The organism is Mesorhizobium sp. M0698, assembly GCF_040320455.1.
Classification (GTDB): Bacteria; Pseudomonadota; Alphaproteobacteria; order Rhizobiales; family Rhizobiaceae; genus Mesorhizobium.
Genome location: NZ_JAMYPQ010000027.1, coordinates 1 through 19,153 on the forward strand (window position 1 = coordinate 1; position 19,153 = coordinate 19,153).

Consider the following 19,153-nt stretch of genomic DNA (forward strand, 5'->3'; position numbering starts at 1 on the left):
CTTCTCCCCGCCGGGGAGAAGAGGCTGGCATCAACGCCGCCGACCTCCTCTCCCCTCGGGGAGAGGTCCGCTTGCCCCGAATTTACGTTCGCAAATAGGTTGGCACTCCGGGTGAGGGGGACTTGAGCCGCCCGCCGCAAAAAATGTCGGAACCGCCCTTCGCCATGCGTCCTTGAGAGGCAAGGCGCGTTGCCGGAACCTTGGCGCGCGTGGTCAAAATCCTAAGAGATGGAGATGACGATGATCAGCTTTCCCAACGAATCCGCTGAATACCGCACCGCCCGCGACACCCTTTTGCAGAAGGAAATCGAGCTGCGCCGCGCCATGGAGGATGTAGCCGTCGCCCGCCGCGCGTTGCCCAAGGGCGGGCTGGTGCCGCAGGATTATGTGTTCGACGGGCTTGGCGCCGACGGCAAGCCGGCCAAGGTCAAGCTGTCGGAGCTGTTTGCGCCCGGCAAAGACACGCTGCTCATCTATAACATGATGTTTCCGCGCCATCCGAATGAGACACGCGACGTCGCGACCAGCGGCGGCACGGCGAAGCTTGCGCGGCAGGATCAGCCGTGCCCGTCCTGCACGGCGCTGCTCGATCAGTTCGACGGCGCCATCGGCCATCTCGAAGCCGCCGGATTCAATTTCGCCGTGGTCGGCAAGATGGCGCTGGAAAATCTGCTGACGCTCGGCCGCGACCGTGGCTGGACAAACATGCGGCTGGTCTCCTCGGCCGGCAACAATTTCAAGCGCGATTATCACGCCGAGGACGAAGCCGGCGCTCAACTCCCCGTCCTGTCGGTGTTCCACCGCGATGCCGACGGTATCAGGCATTTCTGGAGCTCCGAGCTGGGTTTCACGCTGCCGGAACCCGGCCAGGACCCGCGCGCCATCGGTACCTGCGAGATCTTGTGGAACCTGATGGATTTCGCGCCGGAGGGCCGGCCGGACTGGGACGAGCAGCTGCAGTATGATTGCTGCCACTGACCTTGGCATTCCCTGTCGGCGTATCGGGAAATCCTGCCGGTGCCGGGCTCTTGTCCCGATGTGATTTGACGCTGCGGCGCGCTGACCTACCCTCTAGTGCCGGAACCGGGGAGACGAGCGATGCAGTCACCTTTCAACCGGAGCGTCACGCTGGCAGCGGCGGTGATCCTTGCTGCCGTCACCGCAGCCTATGCCCATCACGGCTGGTCGTGGACGCAGGACGGGTTTTTCGAACTCAAGGGCAGGATCACGGCCATCTATATCGGCAACCCGCACGCCACGCTGGACGTCGATGCCGAGGGCGAGGCCTGGCGGGTGGAGATGGCGCCGCCGTCCCGCACGATCGCCGCCGGCTTCACCGAGGAGGTCGCCAAGGTCGGCGACGAGGTGACCGCGATCGGCCATCGCTCGCGCGACGAGAGCGAAAAACGCATGAAGGCAGTCCGCGTCATCGTCGGCGGCAAGACCTATGATGTCTATCCCGACCGCGTGCCGCCGGCTTGAATGGACGGGTTTTTCGCCGGCATTGAGCAACTCGCTTTGGTGCGGGGGCTGAAGGCCTCCTTCGTCGCCTACCCAATCGTCAACGCGCTCCACATCATGTCGATCGGCGCGCTGCTGACCAGCGTCTGGCTCATTGACCTCAGGATCCTGGGCGCCTTCCGCTCGCTGCCGCAGGCGGCGTTCGTGGCGCTGCTGCGCCGCACCGCGTTGGGCGCGTTTGGCGGCGCGCTGGTCACGGGGTCGCTGCTCTTTTCAGTCAGGGCGAGCGAGTATGCGGCGATGCCGATCTTCCTCGCCAAGATGACACTCATCCTCCTCGCCGGCGCCAATTTCCTTGTCTTTATGCGCCTCTGCCGCGCAAGAGGCGGTGACGAGCCGGCTGGCGGGACCGTCACAATTCTGGCGGTGCTCTCGCTGGTGCTGTGGACGTCGGTGCTTTTCGCCGGACGGTTTATTGGGTTTCTCGGCTAGGCTGAGCGTCGGCAATGGCCTTCCCCAGGCGAGAGATAAGCTCCCTGCAAATGCAGCCAGAGGGAGTTTGCTATAAATCATTGAGTTGCCGGTGATGTCGGCCAAGGTGCGGGCGCACGGCCTACCGTGTTCAACAGCGGTCCGGGCCAACGGTTATTCATCTCGGCGACGCCGCCGGTGGACATCGTGACGGGCGAGATGGTGCGTGGTGACATCGGGACACAGACCGAGGCATCGCTGATCCCTTGCATTCATTGGAGATAGAAAACTACTTTGGTCCTTCTAGAAGCCTGAACCAATCCTTTACAGTCAATTTCAAACGGTCAATTTCGTCTTCGGCAAGCAAGCCGCAGTGGGCGATAGGCCCCCGAAGGGTATTTAAGGAAAACATTACTCTGCCTAGCGCTTTCTGATTGCTAAGGATCCCACCGAACAGAATCCAATTCGATCGAATTATTTCGCCCAATTGACCGAACGAAACATAATCAAGCTCATTCTCCGAGCGGCTAGTAACAGCCGCTTCTTGCTCTCGTTGCTGGTTAAATTTACACTCTTCTTTTGCGCTACCGGGTGAATATTGATCCCACCAGTTAAGACCGTAAGCTTCAGATAAAGTTTCATCGATTAATTTTCTAATGTCATTTTCGAGCATAAAGAATAACTTGTAGTACCGGGACATAAGGTCGGCATTTGCGCGCACATCACTAGAAAACTGATTGATTGATGCGAAAATTTCCGGTTCTTTTTCAATCGTCCGAGCGCCGACGTCTGCAGGAGAGTTGCCATCGACAGACATCTTTAGAGAGGCGCACTTAAGTATAAATAGCTCTATCTTTTCGGCTTGTCTCATTTCATCAAATTCTCTTTTATGCTCTTAAATATCGCATTAAGAACATTCAGGTCTGATGTTTCTGGTAATACAATATTTATATTGTAAAGCAATCCGATTTCTCGCGACGGGCCATCGCGCACTTCAGGTCGTAAAGGCGCTTTGTTCTCCAAGGGTTCCGTCGCTTCATTGATTTCAGCGGTGGGGGCGTTTAGATCGAGATTTGACGGGACGTAGGATTTGATAACGTTGAATGTGCCGCGGATAGCCATTGCGACAGGATCGTTGGATTTTAGGCCTGTTATTTCGACGATTATGTCTTTGAGCTTCGATTCTTCCGCCGAATGTGCATATTCGCTCCGGCGAAAAATCTCTTGAAACGCGCTTCGCAGACCTTGCCAAGCTGCCATTCCCCGACCGCTATCTGTTCTAAATTTTGTGTACAGCTCGGTCGGCGTACCGTCGCTGCCAAGGAAGTTCATTTTCTTTAGTACTGGTATCGTAGCTCTCGCAGCTCCGCCCGAGAGCTTGAGTACATTCTCAAGAAAATCAACGCTGAATCTTTCTGGGCGTTGGGCTTCGATCAGGCGGTCTAGCGCTTTTTTTAGAGTTCCGCTGGCAGTCAAGTAAGGTAGATTGCCGGGTATTTTTCGTTGCACCGCAGTTTGTTTGTCTCCGCCATTTGCCGCCGGGTCTGGCATTTCAGAAGGTTCTTTGTTCTCATTATCCTCAATTTTCTTCGCCATTTTCTACCCCATTATTTGAAGCGAGCCTGACAGATAAATTGATGCTTATCAATTGTAAGCGTTGTCCTTTTCACGGTGATCCCGTGTTGAGGCACTCCTCCGGCGGAAAGACTCTCGATCTTGTGGGCGAGATGGATCGGCACTTTTCTGCCACGACGGATGGAGGCTTCTGGCTGGCTTGCAACGTTGGCGGGACAGCGCGCCCCTCTGGCCTGCCGGCCATCTCCCCCACAAGGAGGGAGATTGGCTAATTGTCAGGCAAAATATTCCTGCAACGGCCTGACCTCGAGGCTCCCCGCCTTCAGCGCAGCAATCGCCTCCGCCACCGCAGCCGCGCCCGAGAGCGTCGTGTAATACGGCACTTTCTGCATCAGCGTCGCCCTGCGCAGCGATTTGGAGTCCGACACCGCCTTCTGGCCGTCCGTGGTGTTGAAGACGATCTGCACCTGGCGGTTGCGGATGGCGTCCTCGATGTGGGGGCGGCCTTCCAGCACCTTGTTTATTTTCTCGGCGACGACGCCGTTCTCGGCGAGGAAGCGGGCGGTGCCGGAGGTGGCGAGTACTTTAAAGCCCTGGCCGGCGAGACGCTTGACCGCCGGCAATATGCCTTTCTTGTCCTCGTCGCGCACCGAGACAAACAGCGTGCCCGCGCGGGGGAGATCAACACCCGCCCCCAACTGGCTCTTGGCGAAGGCGAGCGCGAAGTCGCGGTCGAGGCCCATGACCTCGCCGGTCGAGCGCATTTCCGGGCCGAGCAATATGTCGACGCCGGGGAACCGGGCGAAGGGGAATACCGCTTCCTTGACGGCGATGTGGCCGGGGTTGCGCGGGTCGGGCATGGCGCCGTAGTGGGCGAAGGCGTCTTCCAAGCTTTCGCCGGCCATGATGCGGGCAGCAATTTTCGCAATCGGCCGCCCGATCGTCTTGGCGACGAAGGGCACGGTGCGCGACGCGCGCGGGTTGACCTCCAGCACATAGACGGTGCCGTCCTTGATCGCATATTGCACGTTCATCAGGCCGCCGACATTGAGCGCGCGGGCAAGCGCTGCCGTCTGGCGCTCCAGCTCATCGACGAGTTCCGAGGGGAGGGAATGCACCGGCAGCGAGCAGGCACTGTCGCCGGAATGGATGCCGGCCTCCTCGATGTGCTCCAATATGCCGGAGACGTAGGTCGACCTGCCGTCGCAGAGGCAATCGACATCGACCTCGATGGCGCCCGAGAGATAGGTGTCGAACAGAAGCGGGTTCTTGCCGAGCAGCGTGTTGATCTGGCCGGTCTTGTCGTTGGGGTATTTCTGCTTGATGTCCTCCGGCACCAGGCCGGGCACGGTGTCGAGCAGATAGGATTGCAGCATGCTCTCGTCGTGGATGATCTGCATGGCGCGGCCGCCGAGCACATAGGACGGGCGCACGACCAGCGGGAAGCCGAGCTCGCCGGCGACGAGGCGGGCCTGCTCGACCGAATAGGCGATACCGTTCTTCGGCTGGCTGAGGCCAAGCTTGTGCAACAGCTTCTGGAAGCGGTCGCGGTCCTCGGCCAGATCGATCATGTCGGGCGAGGTGCCGAGGATCGGGATGCCGGCCTTCTCCAGCGCATCGGCGAGCTTCAGCGGCGTCTGGCCGCCGAACTGGACGATGACGCCGACCAGCTCGCCGGACGCCTTCTCGGCGCGCAATATCTCCAGCACATCCTCCGGCGTCAGCGGCTCGAAATAGAGCCGGTCGGAGGTGTCGTAGTCGGTCGACACGGTCTCCGGGTTGCAGTTGATCATGATCGCCTCGAAGCCGGCGTCGCGCAGCGCAAACGCGGCGTGGCAGCAGCAATAGTCGAATTCGATGCCCTGACCGATGCGGTTGGGGCCGCCGCCGAGGATGACGACCTTTTTCCGCGATGAGACCTGCGCCTCGTTGGCGAGCGCGCCGGCGAACGGCACCTCATAGGTCGAATACATGTAGGCGGTGGGCGAAGCAAACTCGGCGGCGCAAGTGTCGATGCGCTTGTAGACCGGATGAACGTCGAGTGTACGCCTAATCTTCTCGATCTCTTCGACGTCCTTCCTGACCAGGGATGCGAGGCGGGCATCGGAGAAACCCATCGCCTTCAGCATGCGCAGATTGGCGGCGTCCTCGGGGATGCCGTGCTCGCGAATGCGCGCTTCCATGTCGAGAATGCCGGCGATCTGCTCGAGGAACCACGGGTCGATCTTGCACATGGCGTGCACGTCTTCCAGCGAGGTGCCCATGCGGATCGCCTGCGCCACCATGCGCAGCCGGTCCGGCGTCGGCGTGCCCAAGGCGGCGCGGATGGCGTTGCGGTCGTCGACGTGGCTGGCAGCTGTCGTCCCATGGCCGATGCCGGGGATCTCGATTTCGTCCAGACCGGTCAGGCCGGTCTCCAGCCCGCGCAGCGCCTTCTGCAGCGATTCCTGGAAGGTGCGGCCGATGGCCATGACCTCGCCGACCGACTTCATCGAGGTGGTCAGCACTGGCTCGGCGCCGGGAAACTTCTCGAAGGCAAAGCGCGGGATTTTTGTCACGACATAGTCGATGCTCGGCTCGAACGAGGCCGGCGTTGCTCCGCCGGTGATGTCGTTCTCGAGCTCGTCCAGCGTGTAGCCGACGGCGAGCTTGGCGGCGATCTTGGCGATCGGGAAGCCTGTCGCCTTGGAGGCGAGCGCCGACGAGCGCGAGACGCGCGGGTTCATCTCGATCACCACCAGGCGGCCGTCTGCCGGGTTGACGGCGAACTGCACATTGGAGCCGCCGGTCTCGACGCCGATCTCGCGCAGCACCGCGATCGAGGCGTTGCGCATCATCTGGTATTCTTTGTCGGTCAGCGTCAGCGCTGGGGCGACGGTGATCGAATCGCCGGTATGCACGCCCATCGGGTCGATGTTCTCGATCGAGCAGACGATGATGCAATTGTCGGCCTTGTCACGGACAACCTCCATCTCAAACTCCTTCCAGCCGAGCACGCTCTCCTCGATCAGCACTTCGGTGGTCGGCGAGGCGTCGAGGCCGGACTGGACGATCTCGAAGAATTCGGCGCGGTTGTAGGCGATGCCGCCGCCGGTGCCGCCCATGGTGAAGGAGGGGCGGATAATAGCGGGCAGGCCGACATGGTCGAGCGCTTGTGCTGCAATCGCCATGGCATGGCTGATATAGCGCTGCTTGCGGTCGCCTTCGCCGAGGTTCCAGCGCGTTTCCAGAGCATCGAGCGCGGCGTCGAGATTTTCGGGCTTCTCGGCCTTCAACTCGGCGCGCTCGGCCTCGTGCGTCTTGCGGTCGGCATTCTTGACGTCGGTGGCGTTGGCCAGCATCGACTTCGGCGTTTCCAGGCCGATCTTGTTCATCGCCTCGCGAAACAGCGCGCGGTCCTCGGCCTTGTCTATTGCAGTGGCGTCGGCGCCGATCATCTCGACATTGTAGCGGTCGAGAACGCCCATGCGGCGCAGCGACAGAGCGGTGTTGAGCGCGGTCTGGCCGCCCATGGTCGGCAGCAGCGCGTCGGGCCGCTCCTTGGCGATGATCTTGGCCACCACTTCGGGCGTGATCGGCTCGATGTACGTGGCGTCGGCCAGCTCCGGATCGGTCATGATGGTGGCCGGATTGGAGTTGACCAGGATGACGCGAAAACCCTCTTCCTTCAGCGCCTTGCAGGCCTGGGTGCCGGAATAGTCGAACTCGCAGGCCTGGCCGATGACAATGGGGCCGGCCCCGATGATCAGGATCGACTTGATGTCGGTGCGTCTTGGCATGTCGAGGGTCCGTTCGGCGGGCGGCTTGCACAAAAAGCCGGACGGGATGACCCGGCCGGTTGTGCTCGCGATTCTGGTATCAGGCTAGGAGGGCCTTATAGGGAAGAGTTTTGCCGGATGTAACCCCCTAAAATGCGGGTAGGGCAGTAGGGCAGTAGGGCGGTAGGGCTGTAGGGCAGTAGGGCAGTAGGGCAGTTGGGAAGTAGGGCTGTTGGGCAGTAGGGCAGTAGGGCAGAGGTCCGCGCCCCCTAAAGCAGATTGCCCTACTGCCCTACTGCCTTATTCCCCTTACCACTATCCCCCAGCGCCAACTGGTCCGTGATCTCGAAGCGTTCGGAAGCACCGACGCGGATCATGTTCAGGCTGCCCTCGCGGGTGAAGCGGAATTCGCCGGGCGCGTCCGCACCGGCCGGCTTGCCGGCCTGGAAGCTGATGATGCGCGTGCCGCCATCGGGCCAGGTCACGGTCACGTCGGTTTTGTCGCCGGTGCGCGCGACGCCTGCCTTGCAGCTGGTCATCGGCTGGCCGAGATAGCGCGCACAAGGAATGACGTTGCCAGCACCTGGGACCGGTGTCCCCGGCGGCTGCAGCCGCGCAACGGTCTGCGCGTCGGCCGGAGGCGCCGCATTGACCGCGCCGAAATTCCGGACGGGGTCCGCAGCCACGGGCGGCGATCCATCAACCTGTCCAGTCGAGGGGTTTCCAGCGGCCAGGGCCAAGCGGTAAGCATCCTCGATCGCCACCTTGCCGATTGCGTCAGCGGAGTTCAGCGCCGTTTCGGGACCGGTTGCGCCGAGGCGCGTTGTCAGGTCGGGCAGCGGTTGAGAGGCAGGGCTCTCCGTATCGGCTGCCGCCTGGGGCGTCACTTGCTGGGGATTAATAGGGTCGAGGTAGCGTGCGGGAGCCCATCCGCTCAGCTTCGGGTCGTCAATGTCTTGGACCTTGCACCACTTGTGGCCGCTGACGTCGCCGCAGCCGAGATTTTTCACGCTCGATCCACTCGGCAACCGCGCCTCGACCTTGCCCATGGCCGACGCCGTGGCGCGCACGTTCAGGAGATCATCCGGAGCAAGACCCGTCACAATCGAGATGATGGGCTCCGGCTCCTGGCCGTTGGCCGGCAACTCCGCCAGCATCAGCGGAGCGGCAACCATCGCAAGCAGCGTCGTCGGGAGTGTTACTGTGCGCCTAATCATCTGCCATGGGCGGTAGGTTCAATTGCCGAAGGCGCGGCCAGGCACGAAAGCGCCATCGCACGCCAGCCGGTTTTTATAGGCGACGAGACGGCGCTGTGTAAGCCCGAAAAGGTGCCGCGTGTTGAATCGCGACCAGGCCACTTCCGTGAACTAACAGCCGGCAAAATATTGCACATTTCATGTAAATATGCACTCTCTCAAGTAAGGTTGAGGAGGGCAATATGGTCGACCTTGAAACATTTGCGCAGGTGGAAAACATAGTTCGCCAGCGTATCAAGAAAACGCGCGCCGAGATTGAGGCTTCACTTGGTCACATCGCCAACGGCAATCCGCTGGCCGCCGAACAGACCCTCTCCAGGCGCCTCGACAGGTTGCAGGTAAAGGCGTCGCTCAGCCGCACCGAAGCGGAGATGATATCGGCAGCGATCGACATGAGGTCTGCCGGGGAAAGAAAGGCCGCCGCCAAGCAGCCAGGGCCGGAGGCAATTCTCGGCCCAACGCTCGATTTCATCGGGGTCGCATTCCTCGAGCGTGGGCGCCGTGCTGCCGATGCGGTCGGCCGCGTTGCCTTTCTCAACGGCAATCCACAAGGATCGGGTTTTCTGGTCGGGCCAAGGCTGTTCCTCACAAACAACCATGTGATTTCGTCGCCGGCGGATTCCCGGCGCTTCCAGGTCCAGTTCGATTATGAGCAGGACGGTGCGAATGCCGTGCGTACGCCGACGACGTTCCTGTTCGATCCTGAATCCTGTTTCGTGACCGATAGCATAGAGGGTCTGGACTATACGCTGATCGGGGTCGGCGAGCGGCGTTCCGGTCCAAAGGAACTGGGGGAGTTCGGTTTTATCTCGCTGTCGGATGCGCGCGACAAGCATATGCTCGGCGAAATCGCCAACATCGTTCAGCATCCCGATGGCCGCTTCAAGGAACTGGTGTTGCGTGAAAACCGGCTGGTGGCCCGCGACGAAACGGTGCAAGTCCTGCACTATGTCGCCGACACCGAACAGGGTTCGTCCGGCTCCCCGGTCTTCAACAATGAATGGGAACCTATCGCCCTGCACCATTGGGCCGGCCCATTCCACGAGGTGACGGGCATAGGTGGCTATGCGCTCGCGCGCGAGATCAACGAAGGCATACGGATCAGCGCCATCGTTGACCATCTGGGTGCTAGAAAGTCCAAGCTGCCGGGCTCCTCGGCATCGGCGGTTTCGCAAGCGCTGGCGATTTGGGCCGGCATGCCGCGCATGATGGACGAGACAGTTCGGCTGAACGCCGATATTCGCGAAGATGTGCCGGACAAGCCGGTGCAGCGGCCGGAACCGGATCGCAATCCGCCGGCGACGAGACACAATGCCGATGGCTCGGTCACCTGGACTTTTCCCGTCGAGATAAATGTCCGGGCGCCGCTGATCGACCGCGACGGAGGCGATGCTAGACGAAACGACGGCAAAGGCCCGGCAAGCGAACCCGGGAAGGTGGCCATCGCCGAGGCCGCGGGTTGGAAAACAGAGGATTTCGACGATCGTGGAGGGTATGAGCCCGGCTTCATACCGGGCTTTGTCCTGGCAATGCCGACGGTTGCCAATTCACCCTACCGGTTGGCCAAAAACCTTCTTGCCAAACCGGGAGAGGACCCACACGAATTGCGTTATCATCATTTTTCGATCTTGATGAACGCCGATCGCAGGCTTGCCTTCGTCACCGCCTGCAATATCGATGGATCCCGCACCAAGGCGGTCAATCGTGAGGACAAGACGGTCATCGACAACCCGTCGCTTGTCGAATTGGGGGTGGAGTCGATTTCCGGTTCGGAAGCCAGCGATGCTTTCCGGCCGGATCGGCGCATCGACCTTGGCGAGCAGATGAACCAGGAATTCTATTCGAGCCAGAATGTGCCTGGATTTCCCGTCGCAAAATCCAAGGAACGAATCGCTCGAATGTTCCAGAAGGGCCATATTACACTTCGCGGCGACCCCGCATGGGGCGTCGATCAGGAGGCGGTCGCGGCAGAACGCGACACGTTCTTTTATACCAATGCTGCGCCGCAAGTCGGCTTCTTCAATCAAGGAAGCTCGCTTAACCATCCCGGCTCCAAAGGGAAGTTGAGATGGCGCGCGGTAGAAACCTATGTGCTGCGCAACGCCTATACGACGCGAGGCCGTGTCACGGTGTTTGCCGGGCCAGTGTTCGGCGAGGACGATCCTCCCTACCGCTTCGACAGCCATGTTCCGCTGAAGTTCTGGAAGATCGCGCTGTGGTCCGATCAAGCTGGCCTGCGCGCCATCGCGCTGCTGGCGGACCAGAAGCCGGTTTTGGAAGTGATGCCCGAAGCGTTCGGCGAGCGTGCCGAGGCATTCGATGACCCGCTTGAAATTGCCAGGGTATCGGAGTTCCTTTCGACGGTGGCCGAGATTGAAGAGCTGACCGGCCTGAACTTTGGCCAGCAGGTGCGCGACGCCGACATTCGGGCCGGTTCCGAATCCGCCCCAGCACAGACTTTCAACCCAACGCAACTAGCGCCCAAGACGTCACGGCCAAAGCCTTCGGCGACCAAGACTTCGACGTCCAAGACTTCGACGTCCAAGACTTCGGCGGCCAGCACCCGACGTCCTGCCAAGCGATCGAAGCGATCGGCGTCTGACGACTGAAGATTGGACCGGTCGCGACTTCTGCCGCTCGAAGGCGGTCATCCGTTCAGCTAGGCATGAGCAAGCTCAGCCTGGGATGAGCAAGCTCAGCCTGGGATGAGCAAGCTCAGCCTGGGATGAAGCCGGTGCGCAGCGCGTGAGCCCATTCGGGCCGTCCCGCCTGCTCGGCCTGATACGCCGCCGCCTCATGGTCATAGTCGACGGCGATGGATTCGAAACGATCGGGATGCAAGTCGACGATGCCGTAGCGGGCGTGCGGCGAACCCTGTTCGGAGACATGCGCCGGCGGGGTTGAATCGTCATAGGCGGGGCAGCCGATGCTGCCCGGGTTGAAGATGACCGGACCGCCGGGAATGCGGACCAGCTCGCTGCGATGGCTGTGGCCGCAAAGCATGATGCGGCAGGCGGGATCGATCGCGCCGAGGCGCCGCTGGATTGCGACCAGCGGCGCGCGCACCAGCCGGCCGTCGACGATCGCGTCAGTCAGGTATTTTTCGTCGTGGTCGGGCCGGGCGTGGAAGGCGAGTATGCCGGGCGCCACCTCCAGCCTGACGGGCAGCGCAAATAGCGCCTCGCGTTGGCCTGCGGTCAGCCGTTCCTGCGCGTAGCGGTCGGACGGCCACATGGCCTCGTCGGCGGTGTCGCGGGCAACGCGGCGGTCGTGGTTGCCGCGCACCGTCGGCAGTTCGAGCGTCTCGAGCCGCTCCATGGTCTCGCGCGGCCAGAGCGGGCCGGAAACGCAATCGCCGAGATTGACGATGAGGTCGGCGCCGCCGCGCTGCCGCAGATCATTGAGCACGGCGTCGAGCGCCAGGACATTGCCGTGGATGTCGGCGAGGACGGCAATGCGCATGGCAGGCTCCGTTAATTGGAATGGCTGGAGGGCGGGTGAAGCTACTTTGCTCGCCTCGCGAGGCGGGCGAGAGCGGAACCCAGCTTCGGGTCGTTCAGGCGCGGACTTCGATCTCGTGGCCGCCGACCGCCGGCAACGATGCGTCGCCGGCCGCGGCAATAACACTGTCGAGCAGGCCCGGGAAGCGGCGGTCGAGATCGTCACGGCGCAGCGTGATCAGCCGGCTGGTTCCAACCGCCTCGGTGCGGGTGACGCCGGCCTCACGCAGCTTGGCCAAATGGTAGCTCAGATTGGTCTTCGAGCAGAGATCGAGGAACCGGCTGCAATTCAGCGGCACGCCCTCTTTGCTGGCGAGATAGCGCACGATGGCCAGTCGCGTCGGGTCGCCGAGCACGGCAAGCACGTTCGGCAGGCTGATCTGGTCGGCGGTGGGATGGGGCAAGGTCATGCCCAGGAATTAAGCACATTCGGAGCCGATTTCAACGCATCTCCTCTCGTGGCTAATGGACACATAGTTTCGTCCCGTCGCCCCGTCCTGACACCGGGCTGTCAGGATGGTTCGGCTATTTTGCAGCGGGTTTATTGACATCATGCCCTGTTATGTCCAATTGTTCAATAACCTTTGAACTAAGGAAATTGCCATGGATAAGCGCCTCATCTGGCTTGCGCTCGGATCGTTCACGATTTCGACCGAAGGTTTCGTCATCTCCAGCCTTTTGCCCGACATTGCAAAGGATGCCGCCATCTCCGTTCCGCTCGCCGGCACGCTGATCACCGCGTTTGCGCTCGCCTATGCGATCGGCACGCCGATCCTGGCAACGCTGACCGGCGAATGGGACCGGCGCCGCGTCATCCTGTGGACGCTGGTGTTCTTCGTGGTGGGCAACGTCGCCGCGGCGCTAAGCTCCTCCTTCGAATTGCTGTTGATCGCGCGCATCGTCATGGCGCTGTCGTCAGGCTTGTTCGCGGCGACCGCACAGGGAACGGCCGTTGCGCTTGTCGACGATCATCACCGCGCCCGCGCCATTGCCGTGGTCGTCGGCGGCACTACGGTTGCGGTCGCGGTCGGAGCACCGCTCGGCGCGCTCGTTGCGACGGTTGCCGGCTGGCGCGGCACCTTCTTTGCCATTGCCGGCCTTGGTGCGCTCGCCGGCGCGATCCTGTGGTACCGGCTGCCGCGCGGCATCGTCGGCACCAGGCTGCCGCTCCGGATGCGGCTGGCAGCGGCACTTCGCCCCGGCGTCATGCCTATCCTGGTGACGACCATCCTGGCCCTGATCGGCGCCTTCACCGTCTTTGCCTTTGTCGCGCCGTTCGCGATCGAAGGCGGCGGACTGAACCCGATCGCGCTTCCCGGAATGCTGCTCGCTTTCGGCGTTGGCGCGGTCATCGGCAATATCGGCGGCGGTCAGGCCGCCGACCGTTTCGGCGCGACGCGCACCGTCTGCTGGTCACTGGCGCTGAGTGCCGCGATGCTGGTCACGTTTTCGCTGATCCCGATGTTCCTGCCGCGCGAGATCGCCGGGCCGGCATTGATGGCCATGATGGTGCCGTGGGGCATCGTCGGCTGGGCATTCCCGCCGGCGCAGGCCAGCCGCATCATCAAGCTGGCGCCCGATGCCGCGCCAATCGTGCTGTCGCTGAACGCTTCGGCGCTCTACCTCGGCGTGGCACTGGGCGCCGTGGTCGGCGCCGCGGTGCTGCGCTATGGCGCACCGGCCGACCTCGGTGTGGTCGCGGCGGCATTCCCGATCGTCGGTCTGGGCGTCGTGCTGGCGGGCCACCTGGCGGCGCGACCGGTGGCGATGCCGGCCGAATAAGGCTGTCAGTGGAGCTTGGCTGCCGGCCGCCGATAGTTCAAGTCGCGGCCGGCGGTGCGTCAAAATTCAGCGCGGCGATTTCGTCCAGCGCCGCTCGCAGGCTTGCCGCCTGCTCTTTGCCAAACATCTCCTCGAAGCGCTGCTGAGCGACTTGCCACAGCTTCAGGGCTTCTTCGAGCTTGGTCCGGCCCTGCGGTGTCAGCCTGACGCGCCTGATGCGGCGGTCGGCAGGGTCGGCGAAGGTCTCGACATAACCGTCGCGGATCAGCGGCTTCAGCGTATGACCGAGGGCCGACAGGTCCATGACGAGGGCCGCGGCAATGGCACCCATCGTCGGTTCGTTGCCGACGTGGATTTGATAAAGCAGGCCCTGCTGCGTGGCCTTCAGACCCGATGGGGCCAGCACATCGTCATAGAACTGGCCGAGTTTCCGCGTCGCGCGGCGCAGCATGGCGTTATTGCAAAGCGCCAGGCCGGGCAGGGTGGTTTGGGACATTGGCGGATTTCCGATGAGGGACCGGAAGGGACCCCTCGATGCAAACCAGAAATAGTCCTTGCTCCCCGGATTGACAAGATGGTGGCATATGCCTACGTTAAAATAGTGGCATATGCCAATAATTCATGTGCCAGTCGAAGCAGGGTGTGTTGCCGTGCGGCACTGGCATTTGGAATCGAACCAGAAGGAGCAAGACAATGAGCAATCAGGACAAAGGTACAGCGGTCGTCACCGGCGCCTCGTCCGGCATCGGCGCGGTCTATGCCGACCGGCTCGCCGGCCTAGGTTATGATCTGGTGCTGGTGGCGCGGCGCGCCGATCGGTTGGAGGAATTGGCGGAGAGGCTCCGCTACGCGTATGGCATCAAGGTCGGCGTCATCAGCGCCGACCTGGCCGACGACGGCGATCTGCGACGGGTCGAGCAGGCGATATCAACCGACGACAGCGTGACGCTGCTGGTCAACAATGCCGGCCTTGGCGGCGCGCAGATGGTGGCAACGGCCGACGCTGATGTGGCCGAGCGCATGATCAAGGTCAATGTCGTGGCTTTGACTCGTTTGACCCGCGCGGTCCTGCCGGAGCTGCTGGCGCGCAACCGCGGTGCCATCGTTAACATCGCGTCGGTGCTGGCCTTCGACACCTCGTTCGGCGGCATCTACAGCGGCACAAAGGCTTATGTCGTCAACTTCACCGAGGCCTTGCAGCGGGAAGTCGCCGACAGCAAGGTCGCCATACAGGTCGTGCTGCCGGGGGCTACGCGGACCGAGTTCTGGGAAGTTGCCGGAAGCGATATTGCCGACCTGCCGGCAGAGATCGTTATGACTGCCGACGATCTGGTCGATGCAGCGCTTGTCGGCCTGGCCAAGGGCGAAACCGTCACCGCGCCCGGGCTCTCCGATCCGGCTGGGTTGGAATCCTATCTTGGTGCGCGGCAAGGTTTCTTCGGCAGCCTGCTGGCCGGCAAGCCGGCGGCACGCTACGCTGCCTGAAATAACTTATCTTACGCTGTCCGCCACATAGGAATGATCGAGGCGGCCAGCAGCAGGCCAAGCACGGCGTTGAGCATGCGCCACTGCCGCTCGGTTCGCAGCAACCGGGCGAGCAGCGTGCCCGCCACGCACCACGCCGCCAGCGATAGGGCCGCTGCAAGACCGAAGACCGTGCCGAGCAGCACGGCGAGCTGCAGCGGCCCGTTGGCGAGCGCGGCAAAGGATGCCGCCGCTCCCAGCCCCATGGCCCAGCCCTTTGGGTTCATCCATTGCAGGCCGGCGCCGCCCAAAAAGCTGTTCGGCTTTGCCATGGCCACGTCCAGGTTGGGCGGACCGCTGCGGCCGATCTTGAGGGCAAGCCACGTCAGATAGAGGGTACCGGCCATTTTCATTGCCAGTTGCAGCGAAGGAGCGGCAGCCAGCAGACCGGCGAGCCCGGCAGCACCTGCCGCAGCCACCGTAGCCAGGCCGGCCGCACTCCCGGCCATCAGCGGGATAGAGCGGCGAAAGCCGAACTGCGCGCCGGACGCCGTCGACAAGGTCGTGGCCATGCCGGGCGTTGAGGTTGAGACCAGCGCGAACAGGACGAGGGGAAGGCCGGTTTCAAATATGCTGCTTCCTTTGAAGCCTGCACCGTAGGCTGTTCGGCTCATCAGTAAATGCAATGTTTGCTATGACAGGCATTAGCAAATATAATAGCCGGATGCTCCGCAACCTCGATACTGCCCTGGTTCGAACCTTCGTCACCGTTGCCGACAAGGCTAGCATGACGGCGGCGGCCAACGTGCTGCATTTGACGCAAGGTGCCGTCAGCCAGCAGATCAAGCGTTTGGAAGAGGTTCTCGGCTGCAGCCTGTTCGATCGCGATCGGCGCGGATTGCGATTGACCCGCTCCGGCGAGCGATTGTTCGGCAAGGGCAAGCGCCTGCTTTCCCTCAATGACGAGATCCTGGCGGAGATGGCGGGCGATGCGGTTGCCGGTCAGGTGCGGCTCGGGGTGCCGTACGACCTTGTCGGCACCTTGCTTGCGCCGGTGCTGAAGGCCTATGCCGAGGCCTATCCGCAGGTCGAGATCTCGCTTGTCTGTGCTTCGTCGCCAGAGTTGGCCGCAGCCTTGGCGAGCGGCACGATAGAGCTCGCGGTGATCGAGGAGCCGATCGGTCGGTCGGCCGGTGAATGCCTTGTTGTTGATCGCCTGGTCTGGGTCGGCGCCAAAGGCGGCGCCGCCCGCGGCAAGCGGCCCTTGCCGGTTTCGATGGTCGCCGAGACCTGTGCGTTCCGCCCGGTGGTGCTGGAGGCGCTTAACGAGCATGGGCTGGAATGGCGCACCGTATTCGAAAACGGCAGCATCGACGCGACGACGGCGACAGTGCGTTCGGACTTGGCCGTCACCACCTGGTTGGCGTCGACCGTGCCTGTCGACCTCGACATTTTGGCCAACGATCCGGAGCTGCCGTCATTGCCGAATTTTTCGATCAATCTGCATTTGCCGAAGCACGACGTCGCGCCGGCTGCACTGGCATTCGCGGGCCACCTCCGCGATGGGTTGGCAGGGCGACGAGAGGCGGCTTAAAAACAGCAAAAAGGACGGCCAGTGTTCAGCCGTCCTTGATCGCCCCGCGGCGGCATCTACTTCCAGTTCTTTCGCCGCTCGATCTCGGCTTCGGACGGCTGCTCCGTGGCAAATGACCCGGTCTTGATCTCGCCGGAGCGTTCATAGCTCGCCATGAGGACGCCGGTGGTCGATGCCTGCGAACGGGTCAGCTTGAAGGCGGCAGGTATCGTGCCGCTGCCGAACAGTTTTTTGCCCTTGCCCAGCACCAGCGGGAAGATCAGCAAGCTGATCTCGTCGATCAGGTCATTGGCGAGCAAGGTCTGGATCAGCTCGCTCGATCCCTGAATGAGCAGGTCGGGGCCGTCCTCCTGCTTCATCCGGCGCAACGTCGCCACGACATCGCTGCCGAGCGGCTGGCTGTTTTGCCAGGACAGCGAATCCGGCCTGTGCGTCGCCACATATTTGGTGACGGCGTTGAAGCTGTCGGCGATCGGATCATTCTTCTGATAAGGCCAGTGGGCGGCGAAGATGTCGTAAGTCTTGCGGCCGAGAAGCAGCGCGAACGGTTTTGAAAACGTCTCGCCCATCGCGGCGCCCATCACATCGTCCCAGTAGTGAAACGTCCAGCCGCCGAATTTGAAGCCGCCGACAGGGTCCTCTTGCGGGCCGCCAGGCGCCTGCATGACGCCGTCGAGGCTGACGAATGTTGCGGCGATGATCTTCCTCATTGGAGCTCCCTTTCCCTGGTCCGTGCCGTCATGGCCGGAGTTCGAGCCAAGGACGGGCGAACGGACATTTGTCCGACAGCGGCCGGCAAATTTCTAGGACCGGGGGCAGGTGACTGCCGACCTTATCGTCTCAGCTTGGAGCCGAGAACGCTCAGCCCAAGCCAACGACCGTATCGTAGAGCAGCTTGAAGTTGAGCACCAGGATGAGCGCGGCAACCACCCAGGCCAGCACGGCAACAGCGCGGGAAATGGCGAAATTGCCCATCTTGCGCTTGTCCGAGACGAACTGCACCAGCGGTACGACAGCGAAGGGGAGCTGCATCGACAGGATTACCTGGCTGAAGACCAGCAACTGGCCGGTTCCCTTCTCGCCATAGAGCGCGGTGACCACCACCACCGGAATGATGGCGATGCCGCGCGTCAGCAGGCGGCGCGCCCATTGCGGGATGCGCAGCCGCAGGAACCCTTCCATCACGATCTGGCCGGCGAGCGTCGCCGTCACCGTCGAGTTCAGGCCGGAGGCGAGCAGCGCTACGGCAAACAGGATGGAAGCGATGCCGAGGCCAAGCAGCGGCGACAGAAGCTCGAAGGCCTGGCCGATCTCGGCAACGTCATGATGACCGGTGCCGTGGAACGCCACCGCCGACACGATCAGGATGGAAGCATTGACGAACAACGCCAGTATCAGCGCGATGGTCGAGTCGGTCGTCGCCCATTTGATGGCGTCGCGCTTACCGCGATCGGTGCGCTCATAGGCGCGGGTCTGCACGATCGAGGAATGCAGATAGAGATTGTGCGGCATCACCGTGGCGCCGATGATGCCGATGGCGATGTAGAGCATGGCCGGATTGGTGACGATCTCGGACGACGGCACGAACATCGAATGCAGGATGGAGCCGACCGGCGGGGCGGCGGCAAAGATCTGGATGGCGAAGCAGCCGAAGATGATAATCAAAAGCGCTATGATGAAGGCCTCGAGGAAACGGAAGCCCTTGTTCATCAGCAACAGCAGCAGGAAGGCATCGAGCGCGGTGATAATAGCGCCGCCGATCAGCGGAATCCCGAACAGCAGTTGCAAGGCGATCGCCGTGCCAATGACCTCGGCCAGGTCGCAGGCGATGATGGCCAATTCGCAAGCGACCCAAAGCATGAAATTGACCGGTCGCGGATAATAGGCGCGGCACGCCTGCGCAAGGTCGCGGCCGGTGGCGATGCCGAGCCGGGCGGCGAGTGCCTGCAGCAGGATCGCCATCAGGTTCGACAACATGATGATGAAAAGCAGCGTGTAGCCGAATTGGGCCCCGCCGGCGAGGTCGGTCGCCCAATTGCCCGGATCCATATAGCCGACCGAAACCATGTAGCCCGGCCCCATGAAGGCGAACAGCCGGCGAAGCCAGATCCCCGAGTGCGGCACCGAGATCGTTGCGTTGACTTCGCGAAGGCTGGGCTGCTCGTCGTCATCCGGGCGGGCAAATCGCCACATGGACCGGGGGGCTGAGGTGGCTTCGGCTTCCGACATGAAATGGCTTTCCACTGGAACGATCGATGTTGTCTCCTTATCTATGCCACGGCTGAACATTAT

The 19,153-nt window shown here is 62.2% G+C and carries 17 protein-coding genes; 7 read left to right on the forward strand and 10 right to left on the reverse strand.

Annotation, left to right across the window (positions count from 1 at the left end; translation table 11 throughout):
• Positions 1-240 precede the first annotated feature (240 nt).
• The 3 genes from NKI16_RS30515 to NKI16_RS30525 all read left to right on the forward strand — a co-directional run bounded on the left by NKI16_RS30515 (position 241) and on the right by NKI16_RS30525 (position 1,953).
• Positions 241-978: a DUF899 family protein gene (locus NKI16_RS30515; protein ID WP_352457556.1), complete on the forward strand. Its 738-nt coding sequence runs from the start codon at positions 241-243 to the stop codon at positions 976-978.
• Between the two features lie 120 nt (positions 979-1,098).
• Entirely contained in the window at positions 1,099-1,482 is a 384-nt protein-coding gene (locus NKI16_RS30520; protein ID WP_352457518.1) for a DUF6152 family protein, read from the forward strand.
• A complete protein-coding gene (locus NKI16_RS30525; protein ID WP_352457519.1) occupies positions 1,483-1,953 on the forward strand; it encodes a DUF6644 family protein in 471 nt (156 codons plus the stop codon).
• A 268-nt stretch (positions 1,954-2,221) separates the two neighbouring features.
• Here NKI16_RS30525 and NKI16_RS30530 read toward each other — a convergent pair whose 3' ends face one another.
• From NKI16_RS30530 to NKI16_RS30545, 4 genes are all read right to left on the reverse strand, one after another.
• Positions 2,222-2,803 carry a Swt1 family HEPN domain-containing protein gene (locus NKI16_RS30530; protein ID WP_352782423.1) on the reverse strand — a complete coding sequence of 194 codons (582 nt, stop codon included), beginning with the start codon at positions 2,801-2,803 and terminating at the stop codon, positions 2,222-2,224.
• Complete coding sequence (locus NKI16_RS30535; protein WP_352782422.1) at positions 2,800-3,528, reverse strand: DUF5343 domain-containing protein; 729 nt, start codon at positions 3,526-3,528, stop codon at positions 2,800-2,802. Before NKI16_RS30535 ends, NKI16_RS30530 begins: the two co-directional genes overlap by 4 nt.
• 254 nt (positions 3,529-3,782) lie before the next feature.
• Positions 3,783-7,286, reverse strand: coding sequence for a carbamoyl-phosphate synthase large subunit (gene carB / locus NKI16_RS30540; RefSeq protein WP_352782420.1), 3,504 nt, complete (start codon positions 7,284-7,286; stop codon positions 3,783-3,785).
• 263 nt (positions 7,287-7,549) lie between these two features.
• Positions 7,550-8,440 carry an SH3 domain-containing protein gene (locus tag NKI16_RS30545; RefSeq protein WP_352783411.1) on the reverse strand — a complete coding sequence of 297 codons (891 nt, stop codon included), beginning with the start codon at positions 8,438-8,440 and terminating at the stop codon, positions 7,550-7,552.
• A gap of 263 nt (positions 8,441-8,703) precedes the next feature.
• On the opposite strand from NKI16_RS30545, the gene NKI16_RS30550 reads away from it, so the two are divergent.
• Positions 8,704-11,130, forward strand: coding sequence for a DNA/RNA non-specific endonuclease (locus tag NKI16_RS30550; RefSeq protein WP_352783413.1), 2,427 nt, complete (start codon positions 8,704-8,706; stop codon positions 11,128-11,130).
• A 106-nt stretch (positions 11,131-11,236) separates the two neighbouring features.
• Here NKI16_RS30550 and NKI16_RS30555 read toward each other — a convergent pair whose 3' ends face one another.
• Entirely contained in the window at positions 11,237-11,983 is a 747-nt protein-coding gene (locus NKI16_RS30555; protein WP_023678317.1) for a metallophosphoesterase family protein, read from the reverse strand.
• A gap of 94 nt (positions 11,984-12,077) precedes the next feature.
• Positions 12,078-12,431 (reverse strand): ArsR/SmtB family transcription factor, encoded by a 354-nt coding sequence (locus NKI16_RS30560; RefSeq protein WP_352457526.1) that lies wholly within the window; start codon positions 12,429-12,431, stop codon positions 12,078-12,080.
• A gap of 193 nt (positions 12,432-12,624) precedes the next feature.
• Here NKI16_RS30560 and NKI16_RS30565 point away from each other — a divergent pair, with 193 nt between their 5' ends.
• Positions 12,625-13,803 carry an MFS transporter gene (locus NKI16_RS30565; RefSeq protein ID WP_023678315.1) on the forward strand — a complete coding sequence of 393 codons (1,179 nt, stop codon included), beginning with the start codon at positions 12,625-12,627 and terminating at the stop codon, positions 13,801-13,803.
• A 37-nt stretch (positions 13,804-13,840) separates the two neighbouring features.
• Here the strand turns inward: NKI16_RS30565 and NKI16_RS30570 are convergent, their stop codons facing one another.
• Complete coding sequence (locus NKI16_RS30570; protein ID WP_023678314.1) at positions 13,841-14,299, reverse strand: MarR family winged helix-turn-helix transcriptional regulator; 459 nt, start codon at positions 14,297-14,299, stop codon at positions 13,841-13,843.
• A gap of 197 nt (positions 14,300-14,496) precedes the next feature.
• Here NKI16_RS30570 and NKI16_RS30575 point away from each other — a divergent pair, with 197 nt between their 5' ends.
• Positions 14,497-15,288, forward strand: a complete 792-nt coding sequence (locus NKI16_RS30575) for an SDR family NAD(P)-dependent oxidoreductase (protein WP_023678313.1) — start codon at positions 14,497-14,499, stop codon at positions 15,286-15,288.
• 11 nt (positions 15,289-15,299) lie between these two features.
• On the opposite strand, the gene NKI16_RS30580 is transcribed toward NKI16_RS30575, so the two are convergent.
• Complete coding sequence (locus NKI16_RS30580) at positions 15,300-15,941, reverse strand: LysE family translocator (protein WP_084641358.1); 642 nt, start codon at positions 15,939-15,941, stop codon at positions 15,300-15,302.
• A 50-nt stretch (positions 15,942-15,991) separates the two neighbouring features.
• On the opposite strand from NKI16_RS30580, the gene NKI16_RS30585 reads away from it, so the two are divergent.
• The gene (locus NKI16_RS30585; RefSeq protein ID WP_023678311.1) at positions 15,992-16,861 is read left to right on the forward strand and encodes a LysR family transcriptional regulator; all 870 of its coding nucleotides are present in this window, start codon (positions 15,992-15,994) and stop codon (positions 16,859-16,861) included.
• 56 nt (positions 16,862-16,917) lie between these two features.
• Here NKI16_RS30585 and NKI16_RS30590 read toward each other — a convergent pair whose 3' ends face one another.
• Together NKI16_RS30590 and NKI16_RS30595 are read right to left on the reverse strand one after the other, a co-directional pair.
• Entirely contained in the window at positions 16,918-17,571 is a 654-nt protein-coding gene (locus NKI16_RS30590; RefSeq protein WP_023678310.1) for a dihydrofolate reductase family protein, read from the reverse strand.
• Between the two features lie 151 nt (positions 17,572-17,722).
• Positions 17,723-19,090, reverse strand: coding sequence for an Nramp family divalent metal transporter (locus tag NKI16_RS30595; RefSeq protein WP_023678309.1), 1,368 nt, complete (start codon positions 19,088-19,090; stop codon positions 17,723-17,725).
• Between the last annotated feature and the right edge of the window lie 63 nt (positions 19,091-19,153).

What these genes read in the sequence shown, in the direction of transcription:
- NKI16_RS30515 (WP_352457556.1), top strand. Translation starts at nt 241, where the DNA reads ATGATCAGCTTTCCCAACGAATCCGCTGAATACCGCACCGCCCGCGAC.
- NKI16_RS30520 (WP_352457518.1), top strand. Translation starts at nt 1,099, where the DNA reads ATGCAGTCACCTTTCAACCGGAGCGTCACGCTGGCAGCGGCGGTGATC.
- NKI16_RS30525 (WP_352457519.1), top strand. Translation starts at nt 1,483, where the DNA reads ATGGACGGGTTTTTCGCCGGCATTGAGCAACTCGCTTTGGTGCGGGGG.
- NKI16_RS30530 (WP_352782423.1), bottom strand. Translation starts at nt 2,803, where the DNA reads ATGAGACAAGCCGAAAAGATAGAGCTATTTATACTTAAGTGCGCCTCT.
- NKI16_RS30535 (WP_352782422.1), bottom strand. Translation starts at nt 3,528, where the DNA reads ATGGCGAAGAAAATTGAGGATAATGAGAACAAAGAACCTTCTGAAATG.
- carB (WP_352782420.1), bottom strand. Translation starts at nt 7,286, where the DNA reads ATGCCAAGACGCACCGACATCAAGTCGATCCTGATCATCGGGGCCGGC.
- NKI16_RS30545 (WP_352783411.1), bottom strand. Translation starts at nt 8,440, where the DNA reads ATGGTTGCCGCTCCGCTGATGCTGGCGGAGTTGCCGGCCAACGGCCAG.
- NKI16_RS30550 (WP_352783413.1), top strand. Translation starts at nt 8,704, where the DNA reads ATGGTCGACCTTGAAACATTTGCGCAGGTGGAAAACATAGTTCGCCAG.
- NKI16_RS30555 (WP_023678317.1), bottom strand. Translation starts at nt 11,983, where the DNA reads ATGCGCATTGCCGTCCTCGCCGACATCCACGGCAATGTCCTGGCGCTC.
- NKI16_RS30560 (WP_352457526.1), bottom strand. Translation starts at nt 12,431, where the DNA reads ATGACCTTGCCCCATCCCACCGCCGACCAGATCAGCCTGCCGAACGTG.
- NKI16_RS30565 (WP_023678315.1), top strand. Translation starts at nt 12,625, where the DNA reads ATGGATAAGCGCCTCATCTGGCTTGCGCTCGGATCGTTCACGATTTCG.
- NKI16_RS30570 (WP_023678314.1), bottom strand. Translation starts at nt 14,299, where the DNA reads ATGTCCCAAACCACCCTGCCCGGCCTGGCGCTTTGCAATAACGCCATG.
- NKI16_RS30575 (WP_023678313.1), top strand. Translation starts at nt 14,497, where the DNA reads ATGAGCAATCAGGACAAAGGTACAGCGGTCGTCACCGGCGCCTCGTCC.
- NKI16_RS30580 (WP_084641358.1), bottom strand. Translation starts at nt 15,941, where the DNA reads ATGAGCCGAACAGCCTACGGTGCAGGCTTCAAAGGAAGCAGCATATTT.
- NKI16_RS30585 (WP_023678311.1), top strand. Translation starts at nt 15,992, where the DNA reads ATGCTCCGCAACCTCGATACTGCCCTGGTTCGAACCTTCGTCACCGTT.
- NKI16_RS30590 (WP_023678310.1), bottom strand. Translation starts at nt 17,571, where the DNA reads ATGAGGAAGATCATCGCCGCAACATTCGTCAGCCTCGACGGCGTCATG.
- NKI16_RS30595 (WP_023678309.1), bottom strand. Translation starts at nt 19,090, where the DNA reads ATGTCGGAAGCCGAAGCCACCTCAGCCCCCCGGTCCATGTGGCGATTT.